Annotated in this window: 30 protein-coding genes; 1 reads left to right on the forward strand and 29 read right to left on the reverse strand. The window is 72.1% G+C overall.

Going from position 1 to position 24,236, the window contains the following annotated elements; all coding sequences use genetic code 11:
- Nucleotides 1-30: 30 nt before the first annotated feature.
- The 17 genes from SL003B_RS14640 to SL003B_RS14720 all read right to left on the reverse strand — a co-directional run bounded on the left by SL003B_RS14640 (nt 31) and on the right by SL003B_RS14720 (nt 17,307).
- On the reverse strand, nt 31-534 hold the full coding sequence (locus tag SL003B_RS14640; protein WP_013653642.1) for a cytochrome c-type biogenesis protein: 504 nt from the start codon (nt 532-534) through the stop codon (nt 31-33).
- 10 nt (nt 535-544) lie between these two features.
- Complete coding sequence (locus SL003B_RS14645; RefSeq protein ID WP_013653643.1) at nt 545-2,536, reverse strand: heme lyase CcmF/NrfE family subunit; 1,992 nt, start codon at nt 2,534-2,536, stop codon at nt 545-547.
- Between the two features lie 40 nt (nt 2,537-2,576).
- Nucleotides 2,577-3,023, reverse strand: a complete 447-nt coding sequence (gene ccmE, locus SL003B_RS14650; RefSeq protein WP_013653644.1) for a cytochrome c maturation protein CcmE — start codon at nt 3,021-3,023, stop codon at nt 2,577-2,579.
- A 47-nt stretch (nt 3,024-3,070) separates the two neighbouring features.
- Nucleotides 3,071-4,189: a c-type cytochrome biogenesis protein CcmI gene (ccmI, locus tag SL003B_RS14655; RefSeq protein ID WP_013653645.1), complete on the reverse strand. Its 1,119-nt coding sequence runs from the start codon at nt 4,187-4,189 to the stop codon at nt 3,071-3,073.
- 143 nt (nt 4,190-4,332) lie between these two features.
- Nucleotides 4,333-5,760 carry a hypothetical protein gene (locus SL003B_RS14660; protein WP_013653646.1) on the reverse strand — a complete coding sequence of 476 codons (1,428 nt, stop codon included), beginning with the start codon at nt 5,758-5,760 and terminating at the stop codon, nt 4,333-4,335.
- A gap of 227 nt (nt 5,761-5,987) precedes the next feature.
- On the reverse strand, nt 5,988-6,437 hold the full coding sequence (locus tag SL003B_RS14665) for a LipA a lipoprotein (RefSeq protein WP_013653647.1): 450 nt from the start codon (nt 6,435-6,437) through the stop codon (nt 5,988-5,990).
- A 201-nt stretch (nt 6,438-6,638) separates the two neighbouring features.
- The gene (locus tag SL003B_RS14670; RefSeq protein ID WP_013653648.1) at nt 6,639-8,018 is read right to left on the reverse strand and encodes an ATP-binding protein; all 1,380 of its coding nucleotides are present in this window, start codon (nt 8,016-8,018) and stop codon (nt 6,639-6,641) included.
- Nucleotides 8,002-8,676: a response regulator transcription factor gene (locus tag SL003B_RS14675; RefSeq protein WP_013653649.1), complete on the reverse strand. Its 675-nt coding sequence runs from the start codon at nt 8,674-8,676 to the stop codon at nt 8,002-8,004. The genes SL003B_RS14670 and SL003B_RS14675 overlap by 17 nt, the downstream gene beginning before the upstream one ends.
- A 30-nt stretch (nt 8,677-8,706) precedes the next feature.
- Nucleotides 8,707-8,964: a PepSY domain-containing protein gene (locus SL003B_RS14680; RefSeq protein WP_013653650.1), complete on the reverse strand. Its 258-nt coding sequence runs from the start codon at nt 8,962-8,964 to the stop codon at nt 8,707-8,709.
- A 107-nt stretch (nt 8,965-9,071) separates the two neighbouring features.
- Nucleotides 9,072-9,485 (reverse strand): hypothetical protein, encoded by a 414-nt coding sequence (locus SL003B_RS14685; RefSeq protein ID WP_013653651.1) that lies wholly within the window; start codon nt 9,483-9,485, stop codon nt 9,072-9,074.
- Nucleotides 9,482-9,694, reverse strand: a complete 213-nt coding sequence (locus tag SL003B_RS14690) for a hypothetical protein (RefSeq protein WP_013653652.1) — start codon at nt 9,692-9,694, stop codon at nt 9,482-9,484. Before SL003B_RS14690 ends, SL003B_RS14685 begins: the two co-directional genes overlap by 4 nt.
- Before the next feature lie 122 nt (nt 9,695-9,816).
- Nucleotides 9,817-10,692 carry a glycoside hydrolase family protein gene (locus SL003B_RS14695; RefSeq protein WP_013653653.1) on the reverse strand — a complete coding sequence of 292 codons (876 nt, stop codon included), beginning with the start codon at nt 10,690-10,692 and terminating at the stop codon, nt 9,817-9,819.
- A 44-nt stretch (nt 10,693-10,736) separates the two neighbouring features.
- Entirely contained in the window at nt 10,737-11,459 is a 723-nt protein-coding gene (locus tag SL003B_RS14700) for a DUF2793 domain-containing protein (RefSeq protein ID WP_041375559.1), read from the reverse strand.
- Nucleotides 11,452-15,321, reverse strand: a complete 3,870-nt coding sequence (locus SL003B_RS14705) for a baseplate multidomain protein megatron (RefSeq protein ID WP_013653655.1) — start codon at nt 15,319-15,321, stop codon at nt 11,452-11,454. Before SL003B_RS14705 ends, SL003B_RS14700 begins: the two co-directional genes overlap by 8 nt.
- Nucleotides 15,309-15,770 (reverse strand): NlpC/P60 family protein, encoded by a 462-nt coding sequence (locus SL003B_RS14710; RefSeq protein WP_013653656.1) that lies wholly within the window; start codon nt 15,768-15,770, stop codon nt 15,309-15,311. The genes SL003B_RS14705 and SL003B_RS14710 overlap by 13 nt, the downstream gene beginning before the upstream one ends.
- Nucleotides 15,760-16,653, reverse strand: coding sequence for a DUF2163 domain-containing protein (locus tag SL003B_RS14715; protein ID WP_013653657.1), 894 nt, complete (start codon nt 16,651-16,653; stop codon nt 15,760-15,762). The genes SL003B_RS14710 and SL003B_RS14715 overlap by 11 nt, the downstream gene beginning before the upstream one ends.
- Before the next feature lie 18 nt (nt 16,654-16,671).
- Entirely contained in the window at nt 16,672-17,307 is a 636-nt protein-coding gene (locus SL003B_RS14720; RefSeq protein WP_013653658.1) for a DUF2460 domain-containing protein, read from the reverse strand.
- Between the two features lie 96 nt (nt 17,308-17,403).
- On the opposite strand from SL003B_RS14720, the gene SL003B_RS14725 reads away from it, so the two are divergent.
- The gene (locus SL003B_RS14725; RefSeq protein WP_013653659.1) at nt 17,404-17,658 is read left to right on the forward strand and encodes an HP1242/YdcH family protein; all 255 of its coding nucleotides are present in this window, start codon (nt 17,404-17,406) and stop codon (nt 17,656-17,658) included.
- A gap of 22 nt (nt 17,659-17,680) precedes the next feature.
- On the opposite strand, the gene SL003B_RS14730 is transcribed toward SL003B_RS14725, so the two are convergent.
- The 12 genes from SL003B_RS14730 to SL003B_RS14770 form a co-directional block, all read right to left on the reverse strand.
- On the reverse strand, nt 17,681-18,268 hold the full coding sequence (locus SL003B_RS14730; RefSeq protein WP_013653660.1) for a phage tail tape measure protein: 588 nt from the start codon (nt 18,266-18,268) through the stop codon (nt 17,681-17,683).
- A gap of 3 nt (nt 18,269-18,271) precedes the next feature.
- On the reverse strand, nt 18,272-18,493 hold the full coding sequence (locus tag SL003B_RS23400; protein ID WP_148259461.1) for a rcc01693 family protein: 222 nt from the start codon (nt 18,491-18,493) through the stop codon (nt 18,272-18,274).
- Entirely contained in the window at nt 18,490-18,873 is a 384-nt protein-coding gene (locus SL003B_RS23405; RefSeq protein ID WP_049792596.1) for a gene transfer agent family protein, read from the reverse strand. The genes SL003B_RS23400 and SL003B_RS23405 overlap by 4 nt, the downstream gene beginning before the upstream one ends.
- Before the next feature lie 156 nt (nt 18,874-19,029).
- Nucleotides 19,030-19,443 carry a phage major tail protein, TP901-1 family gene (locus SL003B_RS14740; RefSeq protein WP_013653662.1) on the reverse strand — a complete coding sequence of 138 codons (414 nt, stop codon included), beginning with the start codon at nt 19,441-19,443 and terminating at the stop codon, nt 19,030-19,032.
- Nucleotides 19,444-19,466: 23 nt separating this feature from the next.
- Nucleotides 19,467-19,883: a DUF3168 domain-containing protein gene (locus SL003B_RS14745; RefSeq protein WP_013653663.1), complete on the reverse strand. Its 417-nt coding sequence runs from the start codon at nt 19,881-19,883 to the stop codon at nt 19,467-19,469.
- A complete protein-coding gene (locus SL003B_RS24125; protein WP_083812100.1) occupies nt 19,880-20,311 on the reverse strand; it encodes a head-tail adaptor protein in 432 nt (143 codons plus the stop codon). Before SL003B_RS24125 ends, SL003B_RS14745 begins: the two co-directional genes overlap by 4 nt.
- Complete coding sequence (locus tag SL003B_RS14750; RefSeq protein ID WP_013653664.1) at nt 20,202-20,759, reverse strand: head-tail connector protein; 558 nt, start codon at nt 20,757-20,759, stop codon at nt 20,202-20,204. Before SL003B_RS14750 ends, SL003B_RS24125 begins: the two co-directional genes overlap by 110 nt.
- 88 nt (nt 20,760-20,847) lie before the next feature.
- Nucleotides 20,848-22,146: a phage major capsid protein gene (locus SL003B_RS14755; protein WP_013653665.1), complete on the reverse strand. Its 1,299-nt coding sequence runs from the start codon at nt 22,144-22,146 to the stop codon at nt 20,848-20,850.
- On the reverse strand, nt 22,143-22,595 hold the full coding sequence (locus SL003B_RS14760) for an HK97 family phage prohead protease (RefSeq protein ID WP_013653666.1): 453 nt from the start codon (nt 22,593-22,595) through the stop codon (nt 22,143-22,145). The genes SL003B_RS14755 and SL003B_RS14760 overlap by 4 nt, the downstream gene beginning before the upstream one ends.
- Nucleotides 22,592-22,714 (reverse strand): hypothetical protein, encoded by a 123-nt coding sequence (locus tag SL003B_RS24000; protein ID WP_277914605.1) that lies wholly within the window; start codon nt 22,712-22,714, stop codon nt 22,592-22,594. Before SL003B_RS24000 ends, SL003B_RS14760 begins: the two co-directional genes overlap by 4 nt.
- A 157-nt stretch (nt 22,715-22,871) precedes the next feature.
- Nucleotides 22,872-23,066: a hypothetical protein gene (locus SL003B_RS14765; protein WP_041375560.1), complete on the reverse strand. Its 195-nt coding sequence runs from the start codon at nt 23,064-23,066 to the stop codon at nt 22,872-22,874.
- Nucleotides 23,063-24,202 carry a phage portal protein gene (locus tag SL003B_RS14770; RefSeq protein ID WP_013653667.1) on the reverse strand — a complete coding sequence of 380 codons (1,140 nt, stop codon included), beginning with the start codon at nt 24,200-24,202 and terminating at the stop codon, nt 23,063-23,065. Before SL003B_RS14770 ends, SL003B_RS14765 begins: the two co-directional genes overlap by 4 nt.
- Between the last annotated feature and the right edge of the window lie 34 nt (nt 24,203-24,236).

A 24,236-nucleotide genomic window follows, 5' to 3' on the forward strand; every position in this document is an offset into this window, starting at 1 on the left:
GGCGCGAATGCAACCGGCGCGGCGCGCCGCTCAGGACTCCCGCGTCGACCCGGCCGGCGCCTTGCCCAGGATACGGTCGAGTTCGGCCTGTTCCTCGGCGCTCAGCGGCACGGTCGCGGACACCGCGCGCTGCCCGCGCTGGCGGCGCAACGCCACGACAATGCCGACGAAGCCGGCGAGCAGGGCGAGCGGCGCCGCCGCCCACAGCACATAGGTGTGTGGCGCGATGCGCGGCTTCAGCAGCACGAACTCGCCGTAGCGGGAGACGAGATAGTCGAGTACCTGGGCGTCGCTGTCGCCGGCGACCAGGCGCTCGCGCACCAGGACGCGCAGGTCCTTGGCCAGCGGCGCGTCGCTGTCGTCGATCGACTGGTTCTGGCAAACCATGCAGCGCAGTTCGGCCGACAGCGCCCGCGCGCGCGCCTCCAGCGCGGGATCGTCGAGCACCTCGTCGGGCGCGACCGCAAGCGCGGATCCTGCGGCAACCAGGCCGGCGACCAGTAGGGCGATCAGGAGGGAGGCGACGCGAGTCATGCCTGTGACCTCATTCCGCCGGGCTCAGGCCCGCGCCGGCCGTGCGGCTGCGGGCGGGCTTGGGTGCGCCGACGCGCAGCCGGCGGTCGCTGATAGACACGATGCCGCCGAAGGACATCACCAGGCAGCCGAGCCAGATCAGGGTGATCAGCGGCTTGTGGTACACGCGCACGTCCATGCCGCCGTCCTCCCGCCCTTCGCCCAGAGACAGGTAGAGCTGGGAGAAGCCGAAGGTCTTGATCGCGGCTTCCGTGGTCGGCATGCCGCGGGCGGTGTAGACGCGCTTGGACGGGTCGAGCTTGGCCACCTCGATGCCGCCCGAGCGGACCGTGAAGTGGCCGACCTGCTCGGTGTAGTTCGGGCCTTGGCGCGGCGCAGCGCCATCGAAGGTGACCTGATAGCCGGAGACCTCGACCATGTCGCCCGGCCGCATGGTCTGCACGTGCTCGACCTGGAAGGCCGACGCGGTGACGATGCCGAGCGCCGTCATGCCGAGGCCAAAGTGGCCGAGCATGGTGCCGAAGGCCGAACGCGGCAGCCCGGCGAGACGGACAAGGCCCCGGCCGAGCCCCACTTCCGTGATCCGCGACCGCGTGACCAGTTCGGCCACCGCACCCGCCATCACCCAGACCGCCAGGCCGACGCCGAGCGGAGCCAGCACGCGCTCCATGCCCCACAGCCAGAACACGAACACGGCGGCGAGGATCGCCACGCCGAACACGGCGTAGAGCCGCTCCGCCGCCGCCAGAAGGTCGCCGCGCTTCCAGGCCAGCAGCGGCCCGAACGGCACGGCGATCAGCAGCGGCACCATCAGCGGACCGAAGGTCAGGTTGAAGAACGGCGCGCCGACAGAGATCTTCTCGCCGGTGACGGCTTCCAGCGCCAGCGGATAGAGCGTACCGACGAAGACGGCGGCGCAGGCCGCGCTCAGGAACAGGTTGTTCAGCACCAGCGCGCCTTCGCGGCTGATCGGTGCAAACAGGCCGCCTTGCTTGAGCAGCGGCGCGCGCCAGGCGTAGAGCGCCAGCGAACCGCCGATGAACAGGCACAGGATCGCCAGGATGAACACGCCGCGTGCCGGATCGACGGCGAAGGCGTGCACGCTGGTCAGCACTCCGGAGCGCACGAGGAAGGTGCCAAGCAGCGACAGCGAGAAGGTGAAGATCGCCAGCAGCACGGTCCAGACCTTCAGCGCCTCGCGCTTTTCCATCACGATGGCCGAATGCAACAGCGCCGTGCCGGCGAGCCAGGGCATGAACGAGGCGTTCTCGACCGGGTCCCAGAACCACCAGCCGCCCCAGCCGAGTTCGTAATAGGCCCAGTAGGAGCCCATGGCGATGCCGAGGGTGAGGAACACCCAGGCCAGTAGGGTCCACGGACGCACCCAGCGCGCCCAGGCCGCATCGATGCGCCCGAGGATCAGCGCGGCGACGGCGAAGGAGAAGGTGATCGAGAAGCCGACGTAGCCGAGGTAGAGCAGCGGCGGGTGAATGGCGAGGCCGATGTCCTGCAGGATCGGGTTGAGGTCGTTGCCCTCCAGCGGCGGGCGGGCAATGCGCGCAAAGGGATTGGACGCCGCCAGCAGGAACAGCAGGAAGGCGGCCGTGATCCATCCCTGCACGCCGAGCGAGGCCGCGCGCAGCGGTGCCGGGATGTTGGTGCCGAACAGGCCGACCAGCGCACCGAACAGCGTCAGGATCAGCACCCACAGCAGCATCGAGCCCTCGTGGTTGCCCCAGACGCCGGAGATCTTGTAGATCAGCGGCTTGGCCGAATGGGAGTTCTCCCACACGTTGGCGACGGAGAAATCCGAGGCCAGATAGGCCCAGGTCAGCGCGCCGAAGGAGACGGCCAGCAGCAGGAACATCATGTTGGCCACCGGCGCGGCGACGTCCATCAGCCGGCGGTCGCCCGTGGTCGCGCCCCAGATCGGCACCACCGACTGCGCCAGCGACAGCACGAAGGCCAGCACCAGCGCGAAATGGCCTGCTTCAACGATCATGGGTTCCCTCTCTCCCTCGATCCGCCCGCCCGAGCCGGCGCTAGTTGGTCTCTTCCTCGCCCTGCCAGACGCCCTGCTGCTTCAAGGCATCCGCGACTTCCTTGGGCATGTAGGTCTCGTCGTGCTTGGCGAGCACGGAATCGGCGCGGAACACGCCGTCGGGACCGATCACGCCCTCGGTCACCACGCCCTGACCCTCGCGAAACAGATCCGGCAGGATGCCGGTAAAGGCCACCTGCACGGTGTTGGCGGTATCGGTCACGCGGAAGCTCACCGTGGCGTTGTCGCCGCGTTCGACCGAGCCGTCCTCGACCAGTCCGCCGAGGCGGATGCGCTGGCCGGCGGGAATCGCCTTGGTCATGACGTCGGTCGGGCTCTGGAAGAAGACGATCTGATCGTTCAGAGCATAGAGGATGAGTCCGACCGCGGCGGCAAGCACCACGCCGGCGGATCCGATCAGCGTCAGGCGGCGCTGTTTTCTGGTCATCGTCGTGTTCCGTCCCTCACCATTTACCAGCTTGTTATGTCAGCCTGTCAGGAATCTAGACCGATTTCCTTGATCTGCGACCGGATGCGGCCAAGTGCCGCTTCGTCGGCCTGATACGCGGCGCTGGCCTTGCCGGCCGCCGCCTTCGCCTCGTCGGTCAGGCCGAGCACCGCATAGGCCTGGATCAGGCGCAGCCATTCGTCGACGCTGCCGCCCTGGCTTTCCAGGCGGTCCTTCAAACCCTGGACCATGCCCAGAATCATCTCGCGCCGGTCGGCCTCCGGCATGTCCTGCGCCGCCTCGACGTCTTCGGCGCTCGGGCCGCGCAGCGCCGGCGCCTCGCCGCCCAGCGCCGCCAGTTCCTCGCGCGCGGACACGACCCAGGGTTCGTTGCCCGCGGCGCCGGCCAGCAACGCCTGCCAGGCGGCAACGGCTTGCGCGCGCTTGCCTTCCTGGCCGAGGGCCAAGGCGAGGAAATAGCGCGGCTTGACCGCGTCCGGCGCCAGCGCGACCGCCCGTTCGAAGGCAGCGCGGGCATCGGCGTTGACGATCCCGCGATTCACGATGACGAGGGCTTCGCCATAGTCGGACTCCCGTTGCTCGGTCGACCCGAGCAGGCGGATCGCGTTGGCATAGGCGCGGGCCGCTTCCTGGGGACGGCCGAGGCGCATGTAGACCGGTCCCAGAACCTCCCAGCCCTTGCCGTCCTCGGGATTGCTGGCCAGATGCTGCTCGACGCGCGCCACCAGGGTTTCCACCCGCTGGCCTTCGGTTGGCTCGGCAAGGCGCGCCGCCAGCGGCTGGTCGGGATAGTCGGGTGAGCCGAGGACCAGATAGAGGGCAAGCGCGCCGGCCGGCAGGCCGACCACGGCCACCGCCTGACCGACCCGCACCGGCCAGGACCAGCCGGAAGCGGCAATGCCTGCCCCGGCGCTGCGCCGGGCGGCCAGAAGCCGCCGCGCGATCTCGGTGCGCGCCGCAGCCGCGGCCTCCTCGTCGACCAGGCCCCGCGCCAGGTCGCGGTCGACCTCCTCGAGCTGCGCCTTGTACACCGCCTCATCGGCGGCGACGGTGGTATCGTCGACGCGTGCGGCCCGCGTCATCGGCACCAGAATGGCGATGGCGGCGGCTGCGGTCATCAGGGCGAACAGGATCCAGAGCATCATGGGGCCATATAGATCGCGGCGAGCCGGCAAAGGCAACAGACGATCGTGTGACCTTGGGTCGCGGAGGAGGATTTGCAAGTCCGGCGCCCGAGATCGAGCGGCTTTTTTGCCCGCATTTTCGGTCTGGCGACCGTTCTGCCAGGCTAGGTGCCGGTCTTCTTTTCCTCATCCGCCATAGCGTTCTGGCGGCTGCGGCGCAGCTGGCTCGCGTAGTCGGCGCCGAAATAGATCTCCGACAGCTGGATGGCGACGTCGACGGCCGCCGCGTGCGCCTCGCGGTCGTCGCCTTTCTGCTTGCGCAGGTCGCTCAGCAGCGAACGCGTGACGATCTCCAGCGTCTGTTCGACGGTCTGGCGCGTGCGCTTGCCGACCTCGTTCACGGCCAGCGTCTCCGCCGAGCCGCGGGCCATGGAAACCACCCGCAGCGCGCGGACCGCGTCGTCGACTGCGCGCTGGTCGACTTCGAGCGTGCCGTCCTTGCCCGCATGCGGCACCTGCAGCGCGCGACGCACCGCGCCGCAGGCACCCTGGAGTTCGTTGGTGACGATATGGGAAACATCGCGCCGGGTTTCGGCGATGCGACCGCGCCACTCGTCGCAGTCGGCGAGATCGAGGTCGAGGTCGAGGCCCCGGATCAGGTTGGCATAGCTCGACACCGCCTCGGAAAAGGCGACCGGATCCGGATTGTGCTTCTGATGCTGCCTGGCCAGGACGTTGAGCCGTTCGGCTTCGGAAATGACCATGTCGACGAACGGCGCGAACGGGGTTTTGCCGAGATCCTTGGCGTCCTTGGCATGACCGAGGCGGAGCGCGAAGGCGCCCAGGCTTGACGGCGCATCGGCGCGGTCGAGCACCGCCGCGGCGATCATCGGCACGGCGTCGGGATGCCTGGAGGAATAGGTGCCGACCAGATTGAGGACGTCGGTGTCCTGCTTCAGCCGCCGCTCGCTCAGCGACGGCGGCATCTGGTTGAGGAAGGGCATGAGCCAGGGCTCGGCCTTGAACACCTTGGTGACGTCGGACAGGTCCTGGATCGCCCGCTCGCCGCCGATCACCATGCCGAGGCGGCGGCGTTCGCGTTCGGACTGCTCCACCCGTGCCATGGTCTCGAGCATGGCCTCGAGCGCCTTCTCGCGCAGCCTGGCGGCCAGCCGGGCCGCCTTTTCGTCGTCCACGGTCGGCTTTTCGAATGCGCCGCGCACTTTGCGGAAGTCGTCCGGCAGGACGTCGCGCTCCAGCCAGTTCCAGATCTCGGTCAGATAGGGTCGGTAGACCCGCCCCTCCTGCTTGCGCGGCAGCTGCTCGTTGATGACGAAGGTGTCGACCGGCGAAAAGAACAGGCGCTGCAGGTGGTTGCGACGGGCGATCTCGTTCGCCTGCGACGCCGAGCCGACTGCGGCACCGGCGCGCAGGATGCTGCTGGAGGCGGCCAGGATCAGCTCGACATGCGGGTCCGCCGTGCCGCTGTCGCGCGCCTTCTCCAGCCCGCGAACCAGCGTTTCGACCGCGCGCGGCGACAGCGCCTGCAGGTAGGACCGGATCTTGTTCGTCAGTATGGCCTGATCGGTCATTGTTTCGAGCTGAGCGACACGGAATAGGGCACGACCTCCGATCTATCATTCCAACGTTTAAACAAACGTTGAGACGCGCCGGAGAACCCACGGAAAAGTCATGACAATTTTCCGCAATGGCGAATCTTCGCATGGTCCGGCAAGGATTTCGTAACCCTGACGCGCGTCGCTCCGCGACGGTCCGCCCGTGCTGGGGGGCGCCGCGGCGGAGCCACGGCGCCGGCCGATCAGCTGATCGTGCGCCAGGTGCCACCGTCCATGCAGGCCGTTGCCCGCACGGCGACCGGCGCCGCGCCTTTCGCCACCACCTCGTGGGTGAACTCGCGGCATTCGGTGCGGTTGACCTGGTAGCGCGGCCCCGGGCGCACTTCCCCGGAGCGGCCGGTCTTCGGGTTGTCCCAGCGCACCGCGCCGCCCGTGCCGGGCGCTGCCAGCGCCTGGCGCTGCGCCTCGGCCGCGACCCGGCGGTCGGACGGCTCGAGCACGAGGCCCTGGTTGCCTTCCAGGAGCTTGGTGATCGCCGCGCTGGCCTCGGCTTCGGCGACGGATTTCGCCGACGAGCCGAAGGCGGTTCCCCACAGGCCGGCGCCGCCCGAATCGGAGGCGCCCATCAGCGAGTTGCAGCCCGACAGGGCCGCCGCCATCACCACCGCGCATGCCATTCCGAACCACCGCATCTGGCACTCCATCGCCACGATCCGCAGCCGGGGAACCGCCTCAGCCGGTCTCGCCCATCCTGCGCCGTTATCGTTAAAATAGTGACACTTTGTGGCCGAACTAGGCCACATCCGCACGCACTGTCGGCGGATTGTCCGCCCCCGTCCGTGTCGTGCGTCACAATCCGGACACCAAGGGCAACGCACGAACGGCAGATTGGTTCAGACCGACGGCAGCACCAGGCGCGCGCGCAGCCCGCCGAGCGGCGAATCGTCGAGCTCCAGGCGCCCGCCGTAGAGCGCAGCGAGGTCGGCGACGATCGACAGGCCGAGGCCGGTACCGGGTACGGTCTCGTCGAGCCGGCGGCCGCGCTTGACAGCCTCGCGCCGCTCCTCGGCAGTCAGGCCCGGACCGTCGTCGTCGACGACCAGTTCGAACAGGGCGCGCCCGCCCTCCCCGCCCGGCCGCGCCGCCGCGCTCACCGACACACGGCGCGCGGCCCACTTGCAGGCGTTGTCCATCAGGTTGCCGGCCATCTCCTCCAGGTCCTGCTGCTCGCCGCGAAAGCGCAGATCGCCGGGCGCCGCCGCCTCGATCGCCAGCCCGCGCTCGCCGTGGATGCGCCCCATCGCGCGCGCCAGGCGCGCCAGCGCCGGCTCGACCGGGGTCGACACGCCGATCACCCGCCGCTGGGCGGCCATGCGGGCGCGCTCCAGATGGTGGTCGACTTGGGTGCGCATCAGCACCGCCTGCTCGGCGACCTTGTCCGCGAAGGGCCCGCCGGTCGCGCGCGCCTCGTTGGCGATCACGCTCAGCGGTGTCTTCAGCGCATGGGCGAGGTTGCCGACATGGGTGCGCGCGCGCTCGACGATCTCCCGGTTGGACAGGATCAGGGCGTTGAGTTCGACCGCCAGCGGCGCGATCTCGCGCGGCAGGTCCTCCTCGATGCGCTCGGCGTCGCCCCGGCGCACGGCGGCGAGCGAGGCGCTCAGGCGGGCGAGCGGCATCAGGCCGATGCGCACCTGCAGGAACACCGCTCCGATGAGGCCGATGCCGAACACCGCCAGCGTCAGCGCGACCTGGCCGGCGAAGTCGCGCACCTCCTGGCGGAAGGTCTCGGTCTTGCCCGCGACCGCGATAACGTAGCGCTTGCCGTTGAAGCCGACGACGCGCCGGTGGATGCGGATCTCCTCGCCGCCCGGGCCGGTCGCGAAGGCGCTGGCGGCGTCGCGTCCGCCGAGATCCGGCTCGGCCAGCGGATCGCCGACCAGCGAGGCGGAGGAAAACACGCGAACGCCGCCGTCGGCTTCCGATACGGTCCAGTACCAGCCCGACAAGGGCAGGGAAAAGCGCGGCTCGCCGAGGTTTTCCGGCCGGTTCAGTGCCTCGCCCTCGACCGGCGCCAGCGCGCCGATGATCGCCTTCTGATAGACCTCGAGCTGGCTGTCGAAGGCACGCTCGCCCGCGGCCCGGTACAGCCCGACCAGGATGAAGCCCGCGACGACGAGCGCGCCGGTCGACCACAGAGAGGCGACCAGGACGAGGCGCGCGGCGAGCGAGCGCCTGGCACCCGGCGCACCCGCCTCAGCCTCGGTCCTCAACGGGGTCCCCCATGCGGTAGCCGAGGCCGCGGATGGTCTCGATCGGCTCGCCGCCGAGCTTCTTGCGCAGCCGCCCGACGAACACCTCCACCGTGTTCGAATCCCGGTCGAAATCCTGGTCGTAGAGATGCTCGGTCAGTTCGGTGCGCGAGATCACCTTGCCCTTGTGGTGCATCAGGTAGGCGAGCAGCCGGTACTCGTGCGAGGTCAGCTTGATGGGATGGCCGTCGACGGTCACCCGTCCGGCGCGCAGGTCGAGGCGCACGGGGCCGCATTCGATCTCGTTGGAGGCGTGCCCCGCCGCCCGGCGCACCAGCGCGCGCACGCGCGCCAGCACCTCCTCCATGTGGAACGGCTTGGCGACGTAGTCGTCCGCGCCCGCATCGATGCCGGCGACCTTGTCCGACCAGCGGTCGCGCGCGGTCAGGATCAGCACCGGCATCTTGCGCCCGTCTCGGCGCCAGCGCTCCAGCACAGACAGACCGTCGAGCTTGGGCAGGCCGAGGTCAAGCACGACCGCGTCATAGGGCTCCGTGTCGCCGAGGAAATGACCCTCCTCGCCGTCGAAGGCGCGGTCGACGACATAGCCGGCCTCGGTCAGGGCTTCGGTTAGCTGGCGGTTGAGATCGGCGTCGTCCTCGACAACAAGCAGGCGCATGGCGGTTCCCGTTCCTGGTGGCTTGTCCGGTCAGCGGCTGGCGTCGACCACCTGGGTGGTGACCTGGCCGTTGGCCAGCACCGACAGGCGGTAGACGTAGCGTCCGCCCTCCAGGCACAGCTGCGCCTTGACCACCTCGCCGCGCACCGCGCCCATCACCGCGCCGAGCGGCGCGGCCCGGCCGCTGGCGACGACCTGCTGCGCCTCGCCCTGCGACAGGCACTGGGCGAGCGCCGGCGCCGTACTGGCGGCGATGAGAAGAAGAGCGGCGATGAGTCGACTGACCATGGTCGATCCGGATGTGCGTGTCATGGCGCCAGGATTAGCGGCCCGCGCCTGAATAGCACATGAACGATCGTCCGCGGCAAGCGCAAGGGCCCCTCGCCGAGGCCCGCTCAGGACACCACACCGCCGCGACGCGCCGCCAGTCCGCGCGCCATGCCGCGCGCGCCGTCGACCAGGAACAGCGAGGTGACGATCGCCCCGCCCCAGTCGCGCAGCACCGGCACCTCGGCGATCCGCCAGCCGAAATGAAACACGCTGTCGAGGCACACGGCCGCCCACCACAGGCCGAGCGGCAGCACGAACACCAGCCGGCCGAGCCGGCCGGCGGACAGCAGATGGCCGCTTTCGGCGATCAGCACCGCGCGCGCAACCTTGCGTGCCTCGATCTCGGCGCGGATTTCCTCGGCGGCCAGGTCCGCCTCGATGCGCCGGCGCGCCGTCTCGCCCTCGACCCGCCGCTCCAGATGGGCGAGCAGACGGTCGAGCACCCCGCCCGACAGCCATTGCAGCAGCGTGCCGATCATCGCCGCCCCCCGCCGCGCCAGCCGGCCGGCCCGTGCGTCACGTGGCGCAGCATGATGTTGGCGAGGCCAATCGCCAGGACCACCAGCGGCGCGGCGCCCGGCGGCACGATCTGGCGCCAGTCGACCACCGCAAGGTGATCCAGGATCTCGGCGGCGAGCACGAGCGCGGCGAGGCCGCCGTTGAACAGGAGCGTCTTCCAGCCGGTCATGGCTTGGCCCTTTCCGTCAGATGGTCTTGACCGATGATCCCGCCGGTCCCTGCCGCCGGGCCTCCCTTCCCTCTCGGGAAGGAGTCAGGGGTAGGGCATCCAGGGCGGGGCATTCGAAACCCTCATTTCGCCCGGCGGGGCCGCAGCCGGCCGCGGTGGCGCCAGGCAAGCGCGGCGAGCAGCACCAGCACGAGCGCCGCAACCGCACAGGCCGCCGCCCCCTGCCAGGACAGACCTCCGGACAGGGCGGCGACGCCGCCGGCGACCGCCGCGCCGCCCGCGCCCCGGACGCCGGCGCGGGCGTCGAGCGCCCGGCGCAGGGCCGCGCGCGTCGCCGGGCCGATGCGGCCGTCGACGGAAAGCGGCGGATGGTCCTGCTGGAAGCGCATCACCGCCGCCCGCGTCCGCGGCCCGTCGAAGCCGTCGACCGGGCCCGGCCGGTAGCCGAGGCTGGCGAGCAGACGCTGGTCGTCCTGCAGTTGCACGTCCGCGCGGCGCGGCACGCTGCGGCCGGCGCCGCCGTAGTCGCCGGCCCGCAGCAGCGCGGCCTCTTCCTTGCGCCGGCGCACCAGGCCGGCCAGCCGCCGTCCGCCCGCCGTCGTGCCGGTGGTCTCGAGCAGCCGCGCCGCTGCTGCGACGTCGCCGGCGGCAAGGGCCGCCGCCCAGCGCCAGCCGAGCGCGCCCGGCCCGAGGTTGTAGGCGACCGACACGCAGGCATCGAAGCGATGCTGCGGCAGGAAGGCGAAGCGGCGCGCCACCGCCGGCCCGTATTCGCCGTCGAGCAGCGCGCGCAGCACCGTGTCCGCCTGCGCCCGGCCGATCCGGTCGCCGGGCGCGAGCGCCCGTCCATGGCGTGCCCGCCACCAGCCGGCAAAGATCCGCGAGCCCATGGTGAAGCCGTAGCCGATGGTCAGCACCCCGGCCGGATCGCGGTAGGCCGTGGCCACGAAGCCCTCGTGCCGGGCGATGAAGCCCAGTCCCTCGTCGCTGGTTTTCATGGGATCTCCTTGCGGCCAGGGCCGCGAAGCCGCCGCGTCCGCCCCTAGCCCGGCACTCCGGGCAGGAAACAATGCACGGCGATGCGCACCGCGCCGCCGGTGAAGCTGCCGCCGTTGGCGGTCAGGCGCACGGCCGTGTCGGCGTAGAAGGCGGTCGGGCCGATCACCCCGGCATTGCTCGACCCGGCCGCGACGCCGAGCGAGCCGCCGAATTTCGACGTTTCGCCGGCCAGACCGCAGTCGTAGGAGGCGGCTCCCGTCACGGTCGCGACCGTGCGCGTCGACACGCCGAACACCACCGCCCGGTCGGGAATGATCGGCTCCGTGTCGGCATGCGGGCCGGCGAGGCCCGACAGTTGGGTTTCGAGCGTGGCGAAGCGGACCGCCGAGCCGAAGCCGCCCTGCGCCAGCGTGGCGACGGGCGCAAGAAGCGCTGCGTAGACCCGCCAGGCCCCGCCGGTGAAGACGACGAAGACATCCTCGTCGACGACATGGGCGGTCAGCCCCTCGACGGCTTCGAGGAACTGCCAGGCACCGTCGCGGACATGGGCGATCGCGCCGTCGCGGCCCGACCAGTCGCCGGTGGCGCCGGCGGCGACCAGATAGGTGTCGCCGTCGGCGGCCGGCGGCGGCGCCGCAAGGTCGCGGTCGAGGAAGCACAGGTGCGCCAGCGCGTCGAGCCGCGCCAGCGCCTCGTTGTGGGTGACGTGCTTCTGCGCCTGGGCCGCCGCGATCAGCGGCAGCTTCAATCTCGGGGTTTCAGACATGGAGGATCGCCTTTGCTGGCTGGCCGCGGCCGGCTGTTTCGGAAAGCTGGACCACGGCGACCGTCAAGTTTGCGACCGGCGCGCCGAAGTCGGCCAGTTCCTCGGCGGCGGGATAGAGGACCTCTGGCGTCGTCGCGCGCAGCGTGCGCAGCACCGCTGCGCCGTCGAGCACGTCGACCTCGTAGGCCTCGGCGGCCTCGCCAAGCGGCACCTCGAGCTGTTCCCAGCCGTCGGCGCCGATCCGCGAGCGGCGGATCCAGGCGAGCACGATGCCCGCCGCCGTGCGCCGGGCCCGCACATGCACCGGCGACAGCGGCTGCGCGCCGCGCCCGCTCGCCGCATGGGACAGGCCGAGGCTTGCGGGATCGTCGAGGCTGCGTCCCTGCGGCACCAGCCGGTAGGCGAGCGGCAACCCGGCGAGATCGTCGTCGAGCGGCACCTGCGCGACGGCGGCGTCGAGCCGCACCACGTCGGCACCGGCCGGCGCGCCCGCGCCCGCCTCGGCTTCCGTGCCGCGCTGGCCGCGCAATAGGCCGGACAGGCGGTAGAGCCGCGGCCCGACGAGTTCCGCGCCGCGGAACTGCAGGATCTCGAAGCCGCCCGCCGCCGTGCGCACGGCGAGCGCGTTCGCGCCGGCGAGCACGGCCGCCGGATCGCGGCTTTCCAGCGTCCCGCCATAGAGCTCGACCAGCGGCCGGGTCGCCTCGTCCCACAGCCAGACCGGGCCCGGCGCCAGCGGCTCTGCCAGCCGGCCGACCGTCGCCGGCCGGTCGACCGTCGCCACCGGCTGGAAGCCGCTTTCCGTGGCCGAGCGCAGCAGGGCGTAGCCGCCCGGCCAGGGCCTGGCGAACACGGCGAGCCGCGGCGCGCGGTCGGCGTCGCCGTCGGACAGTTTCGACAGGTCCAGCATCAGCGCATGCGGTGGGCCGAGATCGGCGCTGCGCCAGGCGCCGGCGCGCGGCCGGGGCGAAGCGGCGAGCGTCGCGGCGGGCTCGGTGCGCATCGCCTCGATGCGCCGCGCCGGCCCGTCCTCGATCGCCTCGATGCGCAGCTTCAGCGCCGGCTCGAAGGCCTGGCCGGGCGCCCCGTCGAGTTCGACGAGATCGCCGGGCTCCAGCGCCAGCGCCGTCGGCGGCAGGGCGAACTCGACCCGCTCGCGCTCCGCCCACAACCGTTGCAGCCGCCGGTCGGCGGCCGCAAGCAGCGTTTCCGGCGGCGCGACGACGGCAAGGTCGCGCGTCTCCAGGTGCCGGCTCGCGCCCTCCAGGCGGCGCGAGGCGGTGACCAGGCGGCGGAAATCGCTGGCCGCGTCCTCGCCCGACAGGCGCACCTCGGCCGGCAGTTCGCCGGCCTGCGCCCGCACCCGCGCCAGCACCGGCGCGTCGGGATCGGTCTCGACCAGATCGTCGCCGGCAAGGCGCGCGACCGGGACGAGCGGCGGTCGGATCAGCTCCAGCCGCGTGCCGCGGTCGACGGCGAGGCAGCCGAAGGCATCGAGCAGCGGCTCGATCACCTCGCGGGCCGTCGCCGGCCCCGCCACGGTCAGCCCGTCCAGCGCATGGGGCAGCGAGCCGACGGCGACGTCCTCCGGCGCGATGCCGAAATCGGCCAGCATCCGGCGCAGGATGGCGCCGAGACCGGCACCGCCGAACCGGCCGTTCAGCCAGTGGCCGACCTGCCAGTTGGCGCCGTCGGCCCAGACGTCGGCGAAGGTCGGGAAGGCCGGAAACGGGCGCGCGTCGAAGGTCCACAGGTGCAGGTTGGCGGCATCGACCATCCGCCCGCCATAGACCGGCGACAGCGGGTTATCGCCCATCGGCAGCTCCGGATGGCGGTCGTCCCAGTAGCTCAAGGCCGCCTCCAGCGCCCGGCGCTGGATCAGGTCATCGCGCGCGCCGGCGGAGAAATGCGGCAGCTGCGATTCCGACGACTTCGGATCGACGAAGACGTTGGGCTGGTTGGCGCCCCGGTCGATCGCCGGTACGCCGAGTTCGGTGAACCAGATCGGCTTGGACGCCGGCTGCCAGGGCGTCGGGCCTGCCAGTTCGACGCCGCCGACGCGCTCGTGGTGGGCGTTCTGCCACCAGCCGCGCAGGTCCTTGGCGCGGAACACGAAGGGCTTGCCGTAGGCGCCGTCGGTGATCGGCGTGCGCAGCCCCGCCCCCCGGTCCGCGGCACTGGCATAGAACCAGTCGTGGTATTCCCCGCCCGCGATCCCGGCGCGCAGCAGCGCGAGGTCATAGGGGTCGTCGTTGCCGTCCGGGTCGCCGCCGTCGCGCAGGTCCGTCATCGGCAGGTAGTTGTCGATGCCGACGAAGTCGATCGCCGGATCCGCCCACAGCGGATCGAGCGGAAAGCGCAGCGCGCCGGCGGCGACCTGGTGGCCGCCGTACTCCGACCAGTCGGCGGCATAGGAGAGCTTCGTGGCCGCACCGGTGACGGCGCGCACGTCCGCCGCCAGCGCCCTCAATGCGTCGACGAAGGGATAGCTGCCGCCGCCGGCATGGCCGCGGGTCAGGCCGCGCAGCTCCGAGCCGATCAGGAAGGCGTCGACGCCGCCAGCCGCCTGCGCCAGATGGGCGTTGTGCAGCACGAAGCGGCGGTAGGACCATTCGTCCGGCCCCGCATAGCCCACCGTCTCTCCGGAAACGGGGAAATCGCCGGGCACAGCCGTACCCATGAAGGTCGCAACCTCCGCCGCCACGTCGCCCGCCGCTACAATCCGCCCGCGCCAGGGATAGGCGGCCTGCTCCGCGCCGCCATGGGGGTCCGGCAGGCCGTTGCCGGCCGCGATGTCCATCATCACGAAGGGATAGAGCACGACGCGCAGGCCGCGGGCCCTGAGGTCGCGGATGGCGGCGATCACGCTCGCGTCCGCCGGCGTGCCGCCATAGGCAGGCCGGCCGTCGATGTATGAGACTTGCTGCGCCGCGCCGCGTGTGAGCGGCCCGACCGACCAGGTCATGCCGGCGGTCGTGCGCGAATTCGCTTCCACCTTCGGCCGCACCGTGCAGTGGCCGGCCCTGAGGTCGTCGCCGAACCAGGCGACCACCAGCGCGACGCTTTCCAGCGCCGGGCACAGCGCCTGCAGCTCGTCCAGCGCGGCGTGCCAGTCGCTGGCGGCGAGCATGGTGTGCCGGTTGACGCTTTCCGTCGTCCCCGGCAGCGGCCGGTCGGTGACCGGCGCCGGCGCATAGACGAATTCGCCCGCGCCGGGGATCAGCGTCACCGCCCGCACCAGGCCCTCCAGCGTGTCGACCGTGCGCACCACCTCGAAGGCGAGCTGCGGGATACGGTTGCCGAACGGCGCCAGCGCCAGCCGCTCGAACACGACATGGGCCGTGCCGCGATAGGCCGGCGCCGTGCTCTGGTGGGCGGCGATCAGCGGATCGACCGGCTGGTCGGCGCTGCCCGGATAGGCGCGCAGGGTCAGCCCGGCGATGTCCAGAAGCTTGCCGTCGGCCCAGATCCGGCCGATGCGGGCGACCGGTCCCTGGCACAGGGCGACGGCGAAATTGGCGTAATAGGCATGGGCGCGCACCGTCGTGCCGCCGCTGCCGCCCGCCTTGCCGCCCTGCCGCTCCTCGCTCACCTCCTCCTCGAAGCGCGTCGCCCAGATCACCTGGCCGGACAGGCGCACCCGTCCGTAGACAAGCGGCAGCGCCGCACCCTCGGTCGAGGCCTGCACGGACAGGTCGGCGAGCTTGCCGGCCTGAACCGTGCGCGACGTGCCGAACAGGCCCTGGTCGACCAGCGTGCCGGCGACCGCGCCGGCCGCCCGGCCGAGCACGGCGCCGAAGCCGCCGAGGCCGAGGGCGCCGCCCAGCGCCTGGCCGGCGGCGCTCAGGATCAGGGTTGCCATGGCCGGGCTCCCGGAAAGGCGAAGACATGGGCGATACGCCGGCGCCAGGCCGGCACCAGCGGGCTCTCGACCACGCCGACCCGCTCGTAGGCGTGGACCAGTGTCGAGGCGGTGGCGAGGAGGCCGGCATGCTTGGCCGGTGCGCCGTCCTTCCAGCGCAACAGCAGCACGTCGCCGGGCGCGGCCCGGCCGGGGTCGATCTCGACCAGCCAGCGTCGTCCGGCCGCGGCGAAGGCCTCGCCGCCTCCCGTCTCGGCCCAGTCCGCGCCATAGGCCGGCAGCGGTTCCGGCTCGGCGCCGCAAAACGCCCGCCAGAGGCCGCGCACCAGGCCGAGGCAGTCGCAGCCGGCACCCTTCGCCGACGCCTGGTGCCGATAGGGCGTGCCGATCCAGGTGCGCGCCTCGGCGATCAGCGCAGCGCGGTCGATCGGTGCGGGTTCAGGGAACAAGCGCGCCTCCGTCGTTCTCACCGGTGTTGCGGCCGGGATAGGACAGCACGAAGTCGGTCCCCGGCATGTGCGGGAAGCCCTGAAAATTGACGGCGTTGGCGAATTTCTGCGCGCAGGTGGCAAAGCGCTTGTCGCAGCCGGCGGTGACCCTGACCTGCGTTCCCGGATCGAGCGACACCGGCGCGGCCAGCCACAGCCGCAGCCGCGCCCCCTCCGCTGTCCCGTCATGGCGGGCGATCGCGACCGCAAGGCCGCTCGCCGGGCCCGACAGCACCTCGAGCCTCCCGCCGGAAAACCAGCCGTCGGCGAAGCCGTCCAGTCCGTCCACGATCAGGTCTGCCGCCTGCGCGGGTCCGCTCAGGGTGCCGGTGGCGCTGTAGGCCGGGTCGTCTAGATCCACCGTGCAGCGCGCGTCGCCGAGATCGGCGTCGCAGCCCTGGGCGAACACTCGCCCGCGCCGCGCCCCCAGCAAATGGGCGAGCCCGCGCAACTCGGCGCGGAAGGCGCGGCCCTCGCGCGTCACCTCGCCGATGACCGCCCGGCGCAGCATCGCGGTCTCGTCGGGGACCGCCCAGTTGACGACATGGACCTCGACCTCGGCCCCGTCCCACAGCCCGGCGTCGAGGTCGGCGTCGGTCAGGCCGGGGCCCGACAGGCTGCCGGCGACCTCGCCGCCGGCAGCGGCCAGGCCCGGCCCCTGCGCCACCGCCGTCGCCTCCAGGCCGTTCTCGGGCCGGCACGGGGTGCCCGCGACGGTCAGCGGCCGGTCGTGGTCGGTGAACCCGAGCACCAGCCCGTCGGCGCGCCGCACCAGCCAGCAGACGGCAAGCGTCGTCACCCGCCCCGCCAGATGGCCGGCGAGCGCCTCGGGAATATGTTTCATGGGCAGGTCTCCGTTGCCTCAGCGCCGGATCTCGACCAGCGGGATCGACGGCGCCTGGCCGGCCGCAAAATGAGTCAGGCTGATCTCCAGCCGGTCGGTGTCGAAACGCACCGGCACATCGAACAGGAAGCCGGCCGTGACCTCGGCGCCGCCGGGCGGCGGTACCGCGAACACGACTTCGGCCGTTTCCGCGTCGAAGGCAAAGGCTGCGCCTTCCGCCTGCTCCACGCCGTCGAGCGCCACGCGCAGCGTGCCGGCGACGGGCAAGGCGATCGCTCGCCCGTAGGCCGCCGCGCCCCAACCGTAGGTCTTGACCAGGACGAACCGCGTCCGGCTGCCGTCGCCCGTGCCGAGCGCGCAGTCCAGCAGCCCCGGCGGCGTGCCGTCGGCGGTCGAGGCGTGGTCGAAGGGATCTCGGAAGCGGAAGCCCGACAGCCGGCCGCGCGCGCGCTCGAACAGCGCCGCCACCGCCCGCAGGTCCGCGAGCGAGCGCACGCCGGTGCCGGCGTCGTAGCGCCGCCGGCTCTCGGCCCAGCGCGCGTTGCGCGTCTCGTGGCCGCCGGCCAGGGCGACGATCTCGGTGCGCCGCTCCGGGCCGCCGGTCGCACCGAAGGAAACTGCGATCGGAAAGCTCTCGTCGAGGAAAGGAATCATGTAGCTGATCCCGACAGAACCGCGCCGTTTTGATTTGGCTCAAGGACCGCATGCGCGGCACCGGCCATGGTCGGTTCGAAGAAGGAGAAAAAACGCATGAGTCATGTTCCCCACGAATTGCACGAGGAGTTTCCCGACGCGGGCGACGCGCTGCACGCGCTGAAGGTCTCCAACGCGCATTTCGCCAGGCTCGCCGACGAATATCACGAGGTGAACCGGGAGATTCACCGCATCGAGGCGGAGATCGCCCCGGCGTCGGACGAAGCCACCGAGGAGTTGAAGAAGAAGCGCCTTCAGCTGAAAGACCAGATCGCGGCGATGATCGCCGCTGCGAAAAACACCGGCTCTTGAGCCCCTCCTCTTCAAGCCGGTGTTAGAGCCCGCGCCGTCCCCGTCCGACGGCGCGGGCCACCATCGCCGAAACCTGTGCTTCCGACCGCCTGAAACTGTCCGCATCGCGCGTCGTCACGTTGACGACAACCTTCGGCTCCGCGCCACCACGGCTGGCCACGCCCAGCCGTCCGTCGGCGCCGCGCGCCAGCGGCAGGATCGCTTCCGCTCCCGCTTCCCCCATTACGCCCAGACCGCCCGCGCCGTTTGCGCCGATGCCGAAATAGGTCGGCGCCGCGATCACGCCGCCGTCGGCGAAGGCCGTCACGCGTGCGCCAGGGCCGACCGCCCCGGCGGCCGTGCCCGCCAGCGACCCGACCAGACCGGCCACGGCAGTGCCGGCCAGCGTCTCCAAGGGACGCAGCGCCCCGGCCAGCACCCGGCTCGACAGCGACAGCGCCATGGAGCGGAACACCGCGTCGAGCGCCTTGCCGTCGACCAGCGCCGCGCGCAGGCCGCCGGACACCAGGCGCGAGAAGTCGCCGGCCGAACGCGTCATAGCCTCCATCTGGCGCGAAAACGCCGCCAGATCGTCCAGCGGCACGGAAAATCCATCGTCGTCGCGGGCCATGGCTCACTCCTGACTGTTGCTTGCGCATGCCGGCCGGTCAGGAAACCGCCGCAGCAGCCGATCCAGATCCGCGCGTGCCGGCGCGCGACCGCGCCGGGCAAGCCCGAGCGCCGCCGCCAGTTCCCTTGGCGTCGCACGCCAGAAGGTTTCCGGCGTCCAGCCGAGCCTGCCGAGCCCGGCCTGCAGCGCCTCGGCCCAGGGAAACGCCGCGGCGGCCGGGCTCAGCCCCGCGGCGGCGGAGGGTTTGCGCCGGTCTCCGCAACCTCGTCCTCCCCGTCGTCGCCCCCATCGTCGTCGGCGTCCGAAAAGGTCACCCGCAGCAGGTCGGCGACGATGGCGGCAAAGCCCGGCGCGCCGCCGGGTGCGGTCATCGACGCCACCTGGTCGTCGGTGACCACGTTGCCGGCGCCGCGCAAGCCGGCGCCGATCAGGCGCACCATGTCGCGCGCCGACAGCCGCCCGCCGGCGAAGCGCTCGACCAGCGCCTGCAGATCGGCGCAGGCATAGGCGTCCTCCAGTTCCGCCAGCGCCCCCAGCGTCAGAACCAGCGTCCATTCCCGGCCATCTAGCATGGCCGAGATCTCCCCCCGCAACCGATTGGGCATGATGCCATCCTCCCTGTCGTGAACCTTTTTCTTCCCCCACGGCCATCACCCGGGGCGAGCGCAGGCCACCGCCCCGCCACACCCCCGGAGGTCACCCAGGGCGAGCAGCGCGAGACCCGGGGCCCACTCGTTGCCAGAGCGGCGGCGTTCGTCCGCCTAGGCCGCCGTGAACGTAACCTCGCCGGCCGATTCCAGCGCCATCTCGTAGGTCACCTCGCCGTCGTGGCGACCGGCATATTCCAGCGCGGTGACCTGGAACGGCCCCTCCAGCGTCCCGAACTCCGGGATCACCACCTGCCAGGCGCGGATCGCACCGTCGAAGAACAGCGCGCGCACCGCCGCGTCGCTGGCCGCGTCGCGGAACAGGCCGGAGCCCGACAGGCTCGCCGTGCGGGTGCCGGCGCCGGCCAGCAGCTCGCGCCATCGCCCGGCGCTGTCGGCGGCGGTGATGTCGACCGCCCCCGCGTTGAGGGCGATGCGCCGGGCCCTCAGCCCGGCGACAGCCACGAAGCTGCCGAGCCCGTCGCCGTCGAGCTTGAGCAGGAGATCGCGTCCGCGCTGTGCACTCATGGTCGTGTCCTCGTCTGGTTGGATCAGTCGGCCGGCTCGGTGACCGCGCGCAGCACCAGTTCGGCGCGGAAGGTGCGCCCGTCGCGCAGCGGCCCGCTGGCCGTCGCGACCGGCACGAGGTCGACCAGCCTGTGGCCGGCAAGCGCAAGCACCGGCCCGTCCAGCAGCGCCGCGACGCGGGCGATCGCCTTGACCGCCTCGTCGCGGCTGTCGGCGCGCGACAGCACGGTCAGGCGCAGTTCGTGTTCGAGCCCATCCTCGGCCGACCCGGCCAGTCGCCTGCCGGTTACCGCGTCGAGGCGCAGAAACGGAAACGCCTGACCGCGCGGTGGCGCGTCGAACAGCCGCCCGGGGCCGAGCAGGGCCTCGAGTTCCGCGTCACCGGCCAGGTGGATCAGGATCGCGTCGCGCAGGGCGATTTCGGCCGCAGTCGTGCTCATGCCCCTTCCTCCTCGACCAGGCACAGGATCTGGCGGCGGCCGAGGTCCGGATCGCTCGCCGCCAGCACGCGGAACACACGCGCCCCGGCGCGGATACGCCAGCCGCCGGCGATGTCGTCGCGGTAGCGCAGGCGGATCTCGTGGCTGACGACGCCGTCGAGCCGGGCGCCGGCGACGGCCTCGTCCTGCCGGCGCAGCCCGGAGTCGCGGCGAAGTCGGTGCCGGCTGCGACGTACAGCGTGCCGGCCGCGCCGCCGGGGGCCGCCGTGCGCTCGGGCCGTTCCAGCGTCACGGGCGTGCGGAACAAGCCGGCGCCGCTCACAGCCGCGGCACCCGGTAGACGGACAGCAGTCGGTCGAGCCCGTGCGGCACGCTGGCGAGCGCGAGGTCAGACCCCGCCTCGCGGTGTTCGTACCAGTGCGCCGCAAGCAGGCGGATCGCCTGGCGCAGGGGTGCCGGCACGTCGGCGGGAGCCGCGCCGTAGCCGGCGGTGAAATCGATCTCGATGCCGTTGGCCGCGTCGCCGCCGGCTCCCGCAGCCACCCTGAGCCGGGCCGCCGGGCCGTCGAGGCGCCAGTCGACCGGGTCGAGATCCGCCGGCAGGCCGTCCGTGCCGTAGACGGTCACCGCCGCAACAGCGATGACCGGCGCCACCGGCAGCCGAACGATCCGTCCCGCCGGCCAGGCGTCGAAATAGGCGCGCCAGCCCTGGGCGATCAGCGCGCGGCGCGTCTCGCGCTCGACCTGGCTGCGCGCGGCGGCGATCAGCTCGGCCAGCAGCGCGTCCTCAGCCTCGTGGGCGAGGCGCAGATGGGCGCGCATGTCTTCCACCGTCACCGGCTCGACGGCCGGCGGGTTCGTCAGCACCGCGGTCATGGGCACCCTGCCTCGTTGCGCAAGAAAAGAAAAAAGCGCCGGAGCGGGCCCCGGCGCCAGGTGGGGAGGAAACGCGGGTGGCCGGCGGCTAGGCCGAGAACACCAGGAACTTGATCGCGTCGAAGTCCTGCACGCCGCCGCCGACGCGCTTGGTGGTGTAGAACAGCACGTAGGGCTTGGCCGAATAGGGATCGCGCAGCACGCGCACGCCGGTGCGGTCGACGACCAGATAGCCGCGCCGGAAATCGCCGAAGGCAATCGCCGGGGCGTCGATGGCGATGTCGGGCATGTCCTCGGCTTCCGTTACGGGGAAGTTCAGCAGCGTCGCCGGCGCGCCGGCGCTGACCGGCGGCTGCCACAGGTAGTTGCCGTCGGCGTCCTTCAGCTTGCGCACCGCCGCCTGGGTGCGCCGGTTCATGACGAAGCGGCCGTTCTGGCGATAGCCGCTCTTCAGGGCATAGATCAAATCGATCAGCCGGTCGGCCGGGTCGAGGGCGGCGAAGCCGCCGGCCGCGCCGGTGGCGACGGTGCCGAGCGAGCCCCAGGCCCAGGCGCTTTCGGCAACGCGCGGATAGCTCAGGAAACCGGTCGGCTTGTTGACGCCGTCGCCGGCGACGAAGGCGGCGCCCTCCTGCTCGGCGAAGGCCGTCTCGACCTCCTCGGCGATCCAGGCGTCGATGTCGACGGCCGCGTCCTCCAGCAGCGTCGCCGTCGCCGCCGGCATGGCGTAGAGCTCCATCGCCGGGAAGGCCAGTTCGGCCAGCGTCGGCGCGTTGGTCTGCGGACGGGCCGCCGTCTCGCCGACCCAGCCGGTCTGCGGACCCGAGATCGCGTAGGGCTTCTTGTAGACGCTCGCCGACACCGGCCGCACGCCGGCGATGGCGCGGATCGGCGACACGGCAGCGAGCCGCCTGAGGATGCCCGCCTCGGTCTCCTCCGGCACCAGGTAGCCGCCGTCCGGGTCGGAGCCCGCCGACAGCGCCTTCACCTCCAGCGGCCGCAGGCCCTGCTCGCGGCCGGCGCGCATGTAGGCCTCGAAGGCGGCCTTGTGTTCCAGCGCCGGGCCGCTGGCGCCGCGCGCCGACGGCCCGGCGGGGTCCGGCCAGTCGAGATGCGGCCGGCGCGCCTTGAGCGTCAGCTCGTCGAGCCGGCGCTGGGTGTGGTCGAGCGCGGCGTCGAGCCGCGCCAGCCGCTCCAGCGTGACGACGTCGGCCGCCCCCCGGCGTTCGATCTCGGCGAGCCGCTCCTCGTTGGCGTCGCGATAGGCGGCGAAGGCAGTGTAGACCTCGTCGAGGCCGCGGTCCCTGCCAAGGCCAAGATCTGCGCCGGAGCCGTTGTCGGGGCGGCCCGCCTTGGTCTCCAGGACGGGATCGGAATGGATGCTCATGCGTCGCTCCTCCGGTAGGGGCTGCGAGGGGGCCCGACGAGGCGCACGCGCGCCCCTGCGAGCTCGGGAAAGGTGACCAGCGAGACCTCCCACAGGTCGATCTCGGTCAGGACGCGCGCCGCGCCGCGGCCGCCGGCGCGTGCCCGCACGGTGCGGAAGCCGATCGACAGGCCGTCGAGCGCGCCGGCGCCGATCAGGCTCGCCGCCTCGCGCGCCTGGGCGACGTCGGCCAGCAGGCGGCCGGCGACATAGAGCCCGGCGCCGTCCTCGGCGACCCGCTCCCACACGCCGATCGGGCGTGCCGGATCGTGCTGCCACAGCATGCGGATGCCGTCCGCGCCGCGGCGCGCCAGCGAGCGGGCGAAGGCGCCGCGGACGACCGTGTCGCCGGCGCCGTCGCGGCGGGAAAACAGGCTGGCGTAGCCGGCGATCGGGATGCCGCCGCTCATGGCCGCCGCTCCCGGCGCGGTGCGGGGGCAAGCAGCGCCGACAGGCAGCCGGCGAAACGGGCGAAGACCGCGCGGTGGCGCGCGCGCCCCCGCGCGCGGCGGAACAGGCCGGTGATCATGGACATCTCCTCGTTGGGCTCGCCGGCTCGCAAACGGAGTCAGGGACTTGCGGCTCCGAATCCGGCTCAGGCCGCTCGCAGGCCGGGTCAGCGGCCTCTCAAACCGAGTCAACGGGCCGGAAAACGCGAGTCGCGTGAAGGCTTTGGCGGCAGACGTTCAGCCGCGCCGTTGCCTGAAGATCTGGTTCAGGCGCTCGATCTCGTCGACGAAGTCGGAGAAACGCCGGTTCGAGGCGGCCAGTTCCCTCAGCAGGGCGAGGCCCAGCGCCGAGGCGCTCGCCGCCCACAGGAACAGCGCCAGGTGGGCGAGGTCGCCGCGCTGCAGGACGGCCTCGATCAGGTCGCCGGTCACGCGTCCGCCTCCGGCCCGACGCCGTAGCCGACCGCCTGGCGCTTCTCGTCGCGGCTCAGGAAGTCGGCCGCCGCGAGCCGGCGCCACAGCGCCTCGCGCTCGACCGACAGCGCCTCGACGGCGTCGAGGTCCGGCTCCAGGCGCAGCGCGCCGCCGTGCGCCGGCCCCAGCCAGGCGCCGAGCGCAAGGCCGGTTCGGCGGACCAGCGGCAGCACCGTCTGGCGCCAGAACGCCCGGCTCGCCTCCTGGAAGTTGGCATAGGTGTTGTCGCCAGGAATGCCGAGCAGCATCGGCGGCACGCCGAAGGCAAGCGCGATCTCGCGCGCCGCCTCGCGCTTGGCCTCGATGAAGTCCATGTCCTTGGGCGTCAGGCCCATCGGCTTCCAGTCGAGCCCCCCTTCGAGCAGCAGCGGCCGGCCGGCGTTGCGCGCGCCCTGGTAGCCGTCCTCCAGTTCCGCGCGCAGCCGGTCGAACTGCTCGGCCGACAGGTTCGCCGCCTCCGCCGCGCCGTAGACCAGCGCGCCGGAGGGCCGCGCGGCGTTGTCGAGCAGCGCCTTGTTCCAGGCCGAGGCGGCGTTGTGGATGTCGAGGCTCACCTGCGCGGCCTCGACCGGCGCGAAGCCGTAGTGATCGTTGAGCGGATGGAACAGCTTCAGCTGCCGCACCGGCGCGATGCCGTCGTCGGTCTCCGCGCCGATGCGCAGCGTCCGCCCGTGCGCGGTGTAGTCGAAGGCGACCGGCCAGCCCGCGTCGCCCGGCACCACCTTGATCCGGTCCGGGCGCAGGGCGTGCAGTTCGCGCGGGACACCATTGTTGGGCACCTGTTCCAGATAGGCGTTGCCGGCAACCAGCAGGTGGCCGTAGACCGTCTCGAAGAGGTCGGCGCCGCCTTGGGCGGCGTTCGGCCGGGCGAGCAGGTCGAGCAGCGGATGGGTGTCGAGCTCCTGCGCGCCGTCGTAGAGCAGGAACGGCACGCTCGCCGCCGCCTCGGCGACCATGCGCACACAGCGATGCACCACCGGGTTGCGGGCATAGCCCTCGCGGGCGAGCGCGGCATAGTCGCGCGGGCTCCACACCGGCTGGCCGGCGCCGTGCAGCGCGATCAGCGCCGCCGCCCGCGATGCCTTCCGCTCCACCGTTGCCGCCGAGTCACTAGGCGCGCGAAGCAAG

The sequence above is a fragment of the Polymorphum gilvum SL003B-26A1 genome (assembly GCF_000192745.1).
GTDB lineage: Bacteria > Pseudomonadota > Alphaproteobacteria > Rhizobiales > Stappiaceae > Polymorphum > Polymorphum gilvum.

What these genes read in the sequence shown, in the direction of transcription:
- SL003B_RS14740 (WP_013653662.1), bottom strand. Translation starts at nt 19,443, where the DNA reads ATGAGTGCACAGCGCGGACGCGATCTCCTGCTCAAGCTCGACGGCGAC.
- SL003B_RS14715 (WP_013653657.1), bottom strand. Translation starts at nt 16,653, where the DNA reads ATGAAACATATTCCCGAGGCGCTCGCCGGCCATCTGGCGGGGCGGGTG.
- SL003B_RS14705 (WP_013653655.1), bottom strand. Translation starts at nt 15,321, where the DNA reads ATGGCAACCCTGATCCTGAGCGCCGCCGGCCAGGCGCTGGGCGGCGCC.
- SL003B_RS14695 (WP_013653653.1), bottom strand. Translation starts at nt 10,692, where the DNA reads ATGAAAACCAGCGACGAGGGACTGGGCTTCATCGCCCGGCACGAGGGC.
- SL003B_RS14665 (WP_013653647.1), bottom strand. Translation starts at nt 6,437, where the DNA reads ATGCGGTGGTTCGGAATGGCATGCGCGGTGGTGATGGCGGCGGCCCTG.
- SL003B_RS14640 (WP_013653642.1), bottom strand. Translation starts at nt 534, where the DNA reads ATGACTCGCGTCGCCTCCCTCCTGATCGCCCTACTGGTCGCCGGCCTG.
- SL003B_RS14755 (WP_013653665.1), bottom strand. Translation starts at nt 22,146, where the DNA reads ATGAGCATCCATTCCGATCCCGTCCTGGAGACCAAGGCGGGCCGCCCC.
- SL003B_RS14730 (WP_013653660.1), bottom strand. Translation starts at nt 18,268, where the DNA reads ATGGCCCGCGACGACGATGGATTTTCCGTGCCGCTGGACGATCTGGCG.
- SL003B_RS14725 (WP_013653659.1), top strand. Translation starts at nt 17,404, where the DNA reads ATGAGTCATGTTCCCCACGAATTGCACGAGGAGTTTCCCGACGCGGGC.
- SL003B_RS14690 (WP_013653652.1), bottom strand. Translation starts at nt 9,694, where the DNA reads ATGACCGGCTGGAAGACGCTCCTGTTCAACGGCGGCCTCGCCGCGCTC.
- SL003B_RS14660 (WP_013653646.1), bottom strand. Translation starts at nt 5,760, where the DNA reads ATGACCGATCAGGCCATACTGACGAACAAGATCCGGTCCTACCTGCAG.
- SL003B_RS14645 (WP_013653643.1), bottom strand. Translation starts at nt 2,536, where the DNA reads ATGATCGTTGAAGCAGGCCATTTCGCGCTGGTGCTGGCCTTCGTGCTG.
- ccmE (WP_013653644.1), bottom strand. Translation starts at nt 3,023, where the DNA reads ATGACCAGAAAACAGCGCCGCCTGACGCTGATCGGATCCGCCGGCGTG.
- SL003B_RS14745 (WP_013653663.1), bottom strand. Translation starts at nt 19,883, where the DNA reads ATGAGCACGACTGCGGCCGAAATCGCCCTGCGCGACGCGATCCTGATC.
- SL003B_RS24000 (WP_277914605.1), bottom strand. Translation starts at nt 22,714, where the DNA reads ATGATCACCGGCCTGTTCCGCCGCGCGCGGGGGCGCGCGCGCCACCGC.
- SL003B_RS14680 (WP_013653650.1), bottom strand. Translation starts at nt 8,964, where the DNA reads ATGGTCAGTCGACTCATCGCCGCTCTTCTTCTCATCGCCGCCAGTACG.
- ccmI (WP_013653645.1), bottom strand. Translation starts at nt 4,189, where the DNA reads ATGATGCTCTGGATCCTGTTCGCCCTGATGACCGCAGCCGCCGCCATC.
- SL003B_RS14760 (WP_013653666.1), bottom strand. Translation starts at nt 22,595, where the DNA reads ATGAGCGGCGGCATCCCGATCGCCGGCTACGCCAGCCTGTTTTCCCGC.
- SL003B_RS14700 (WP_041375559.1), bottom strand. Translation starts at nt 11,459, where the DNA reads ATGTCTGAAACCCCGAGATTGAAGCTGCCGCTGATCGCGGCGGCCCAG.
- SL003B_RS14750 (WP_013653664.1), bottom strand. Translation starts at nt 20,759, where the DNA reads ATGACCGCGGTGCTGACGAACCCGCCGGCCGTCGAGCCGGTGACGGTG.
- SL003B_RS14685 (WP_013653651.1), bottom strand. Translation starts at nt 9,485, where the DNA reads ATGATCGGCACGCTGCTGCAATGGCTGTCGGGCGGGGTGCTCGACCGT.
- SL003B_RS14720 (WP_013653658.1), bottom strand. Translation starts at nt 17,307, where the DNA reads ATGATTCCTTTCCTCGACGAGAGCTTTCCGATCGCAGTTTCCTTCGGT.
- SL003B_RS23405 (WP_049792596.1), bottom strand. Translation starts at nt 18,873, where the DNA reads ATGCCCAATCGGTTGCGGGGGGAGATCTCGGCCATGCTAGATGGCCGG.
- SL003B_RS14675 (WP_013653649.1), bottom strand. Translation starts at nt 8,676, where the DNA reads ATGCGCCTGCTTGTTGTCGAGGACGACGCCGATCTCAACCGCCAGCTA.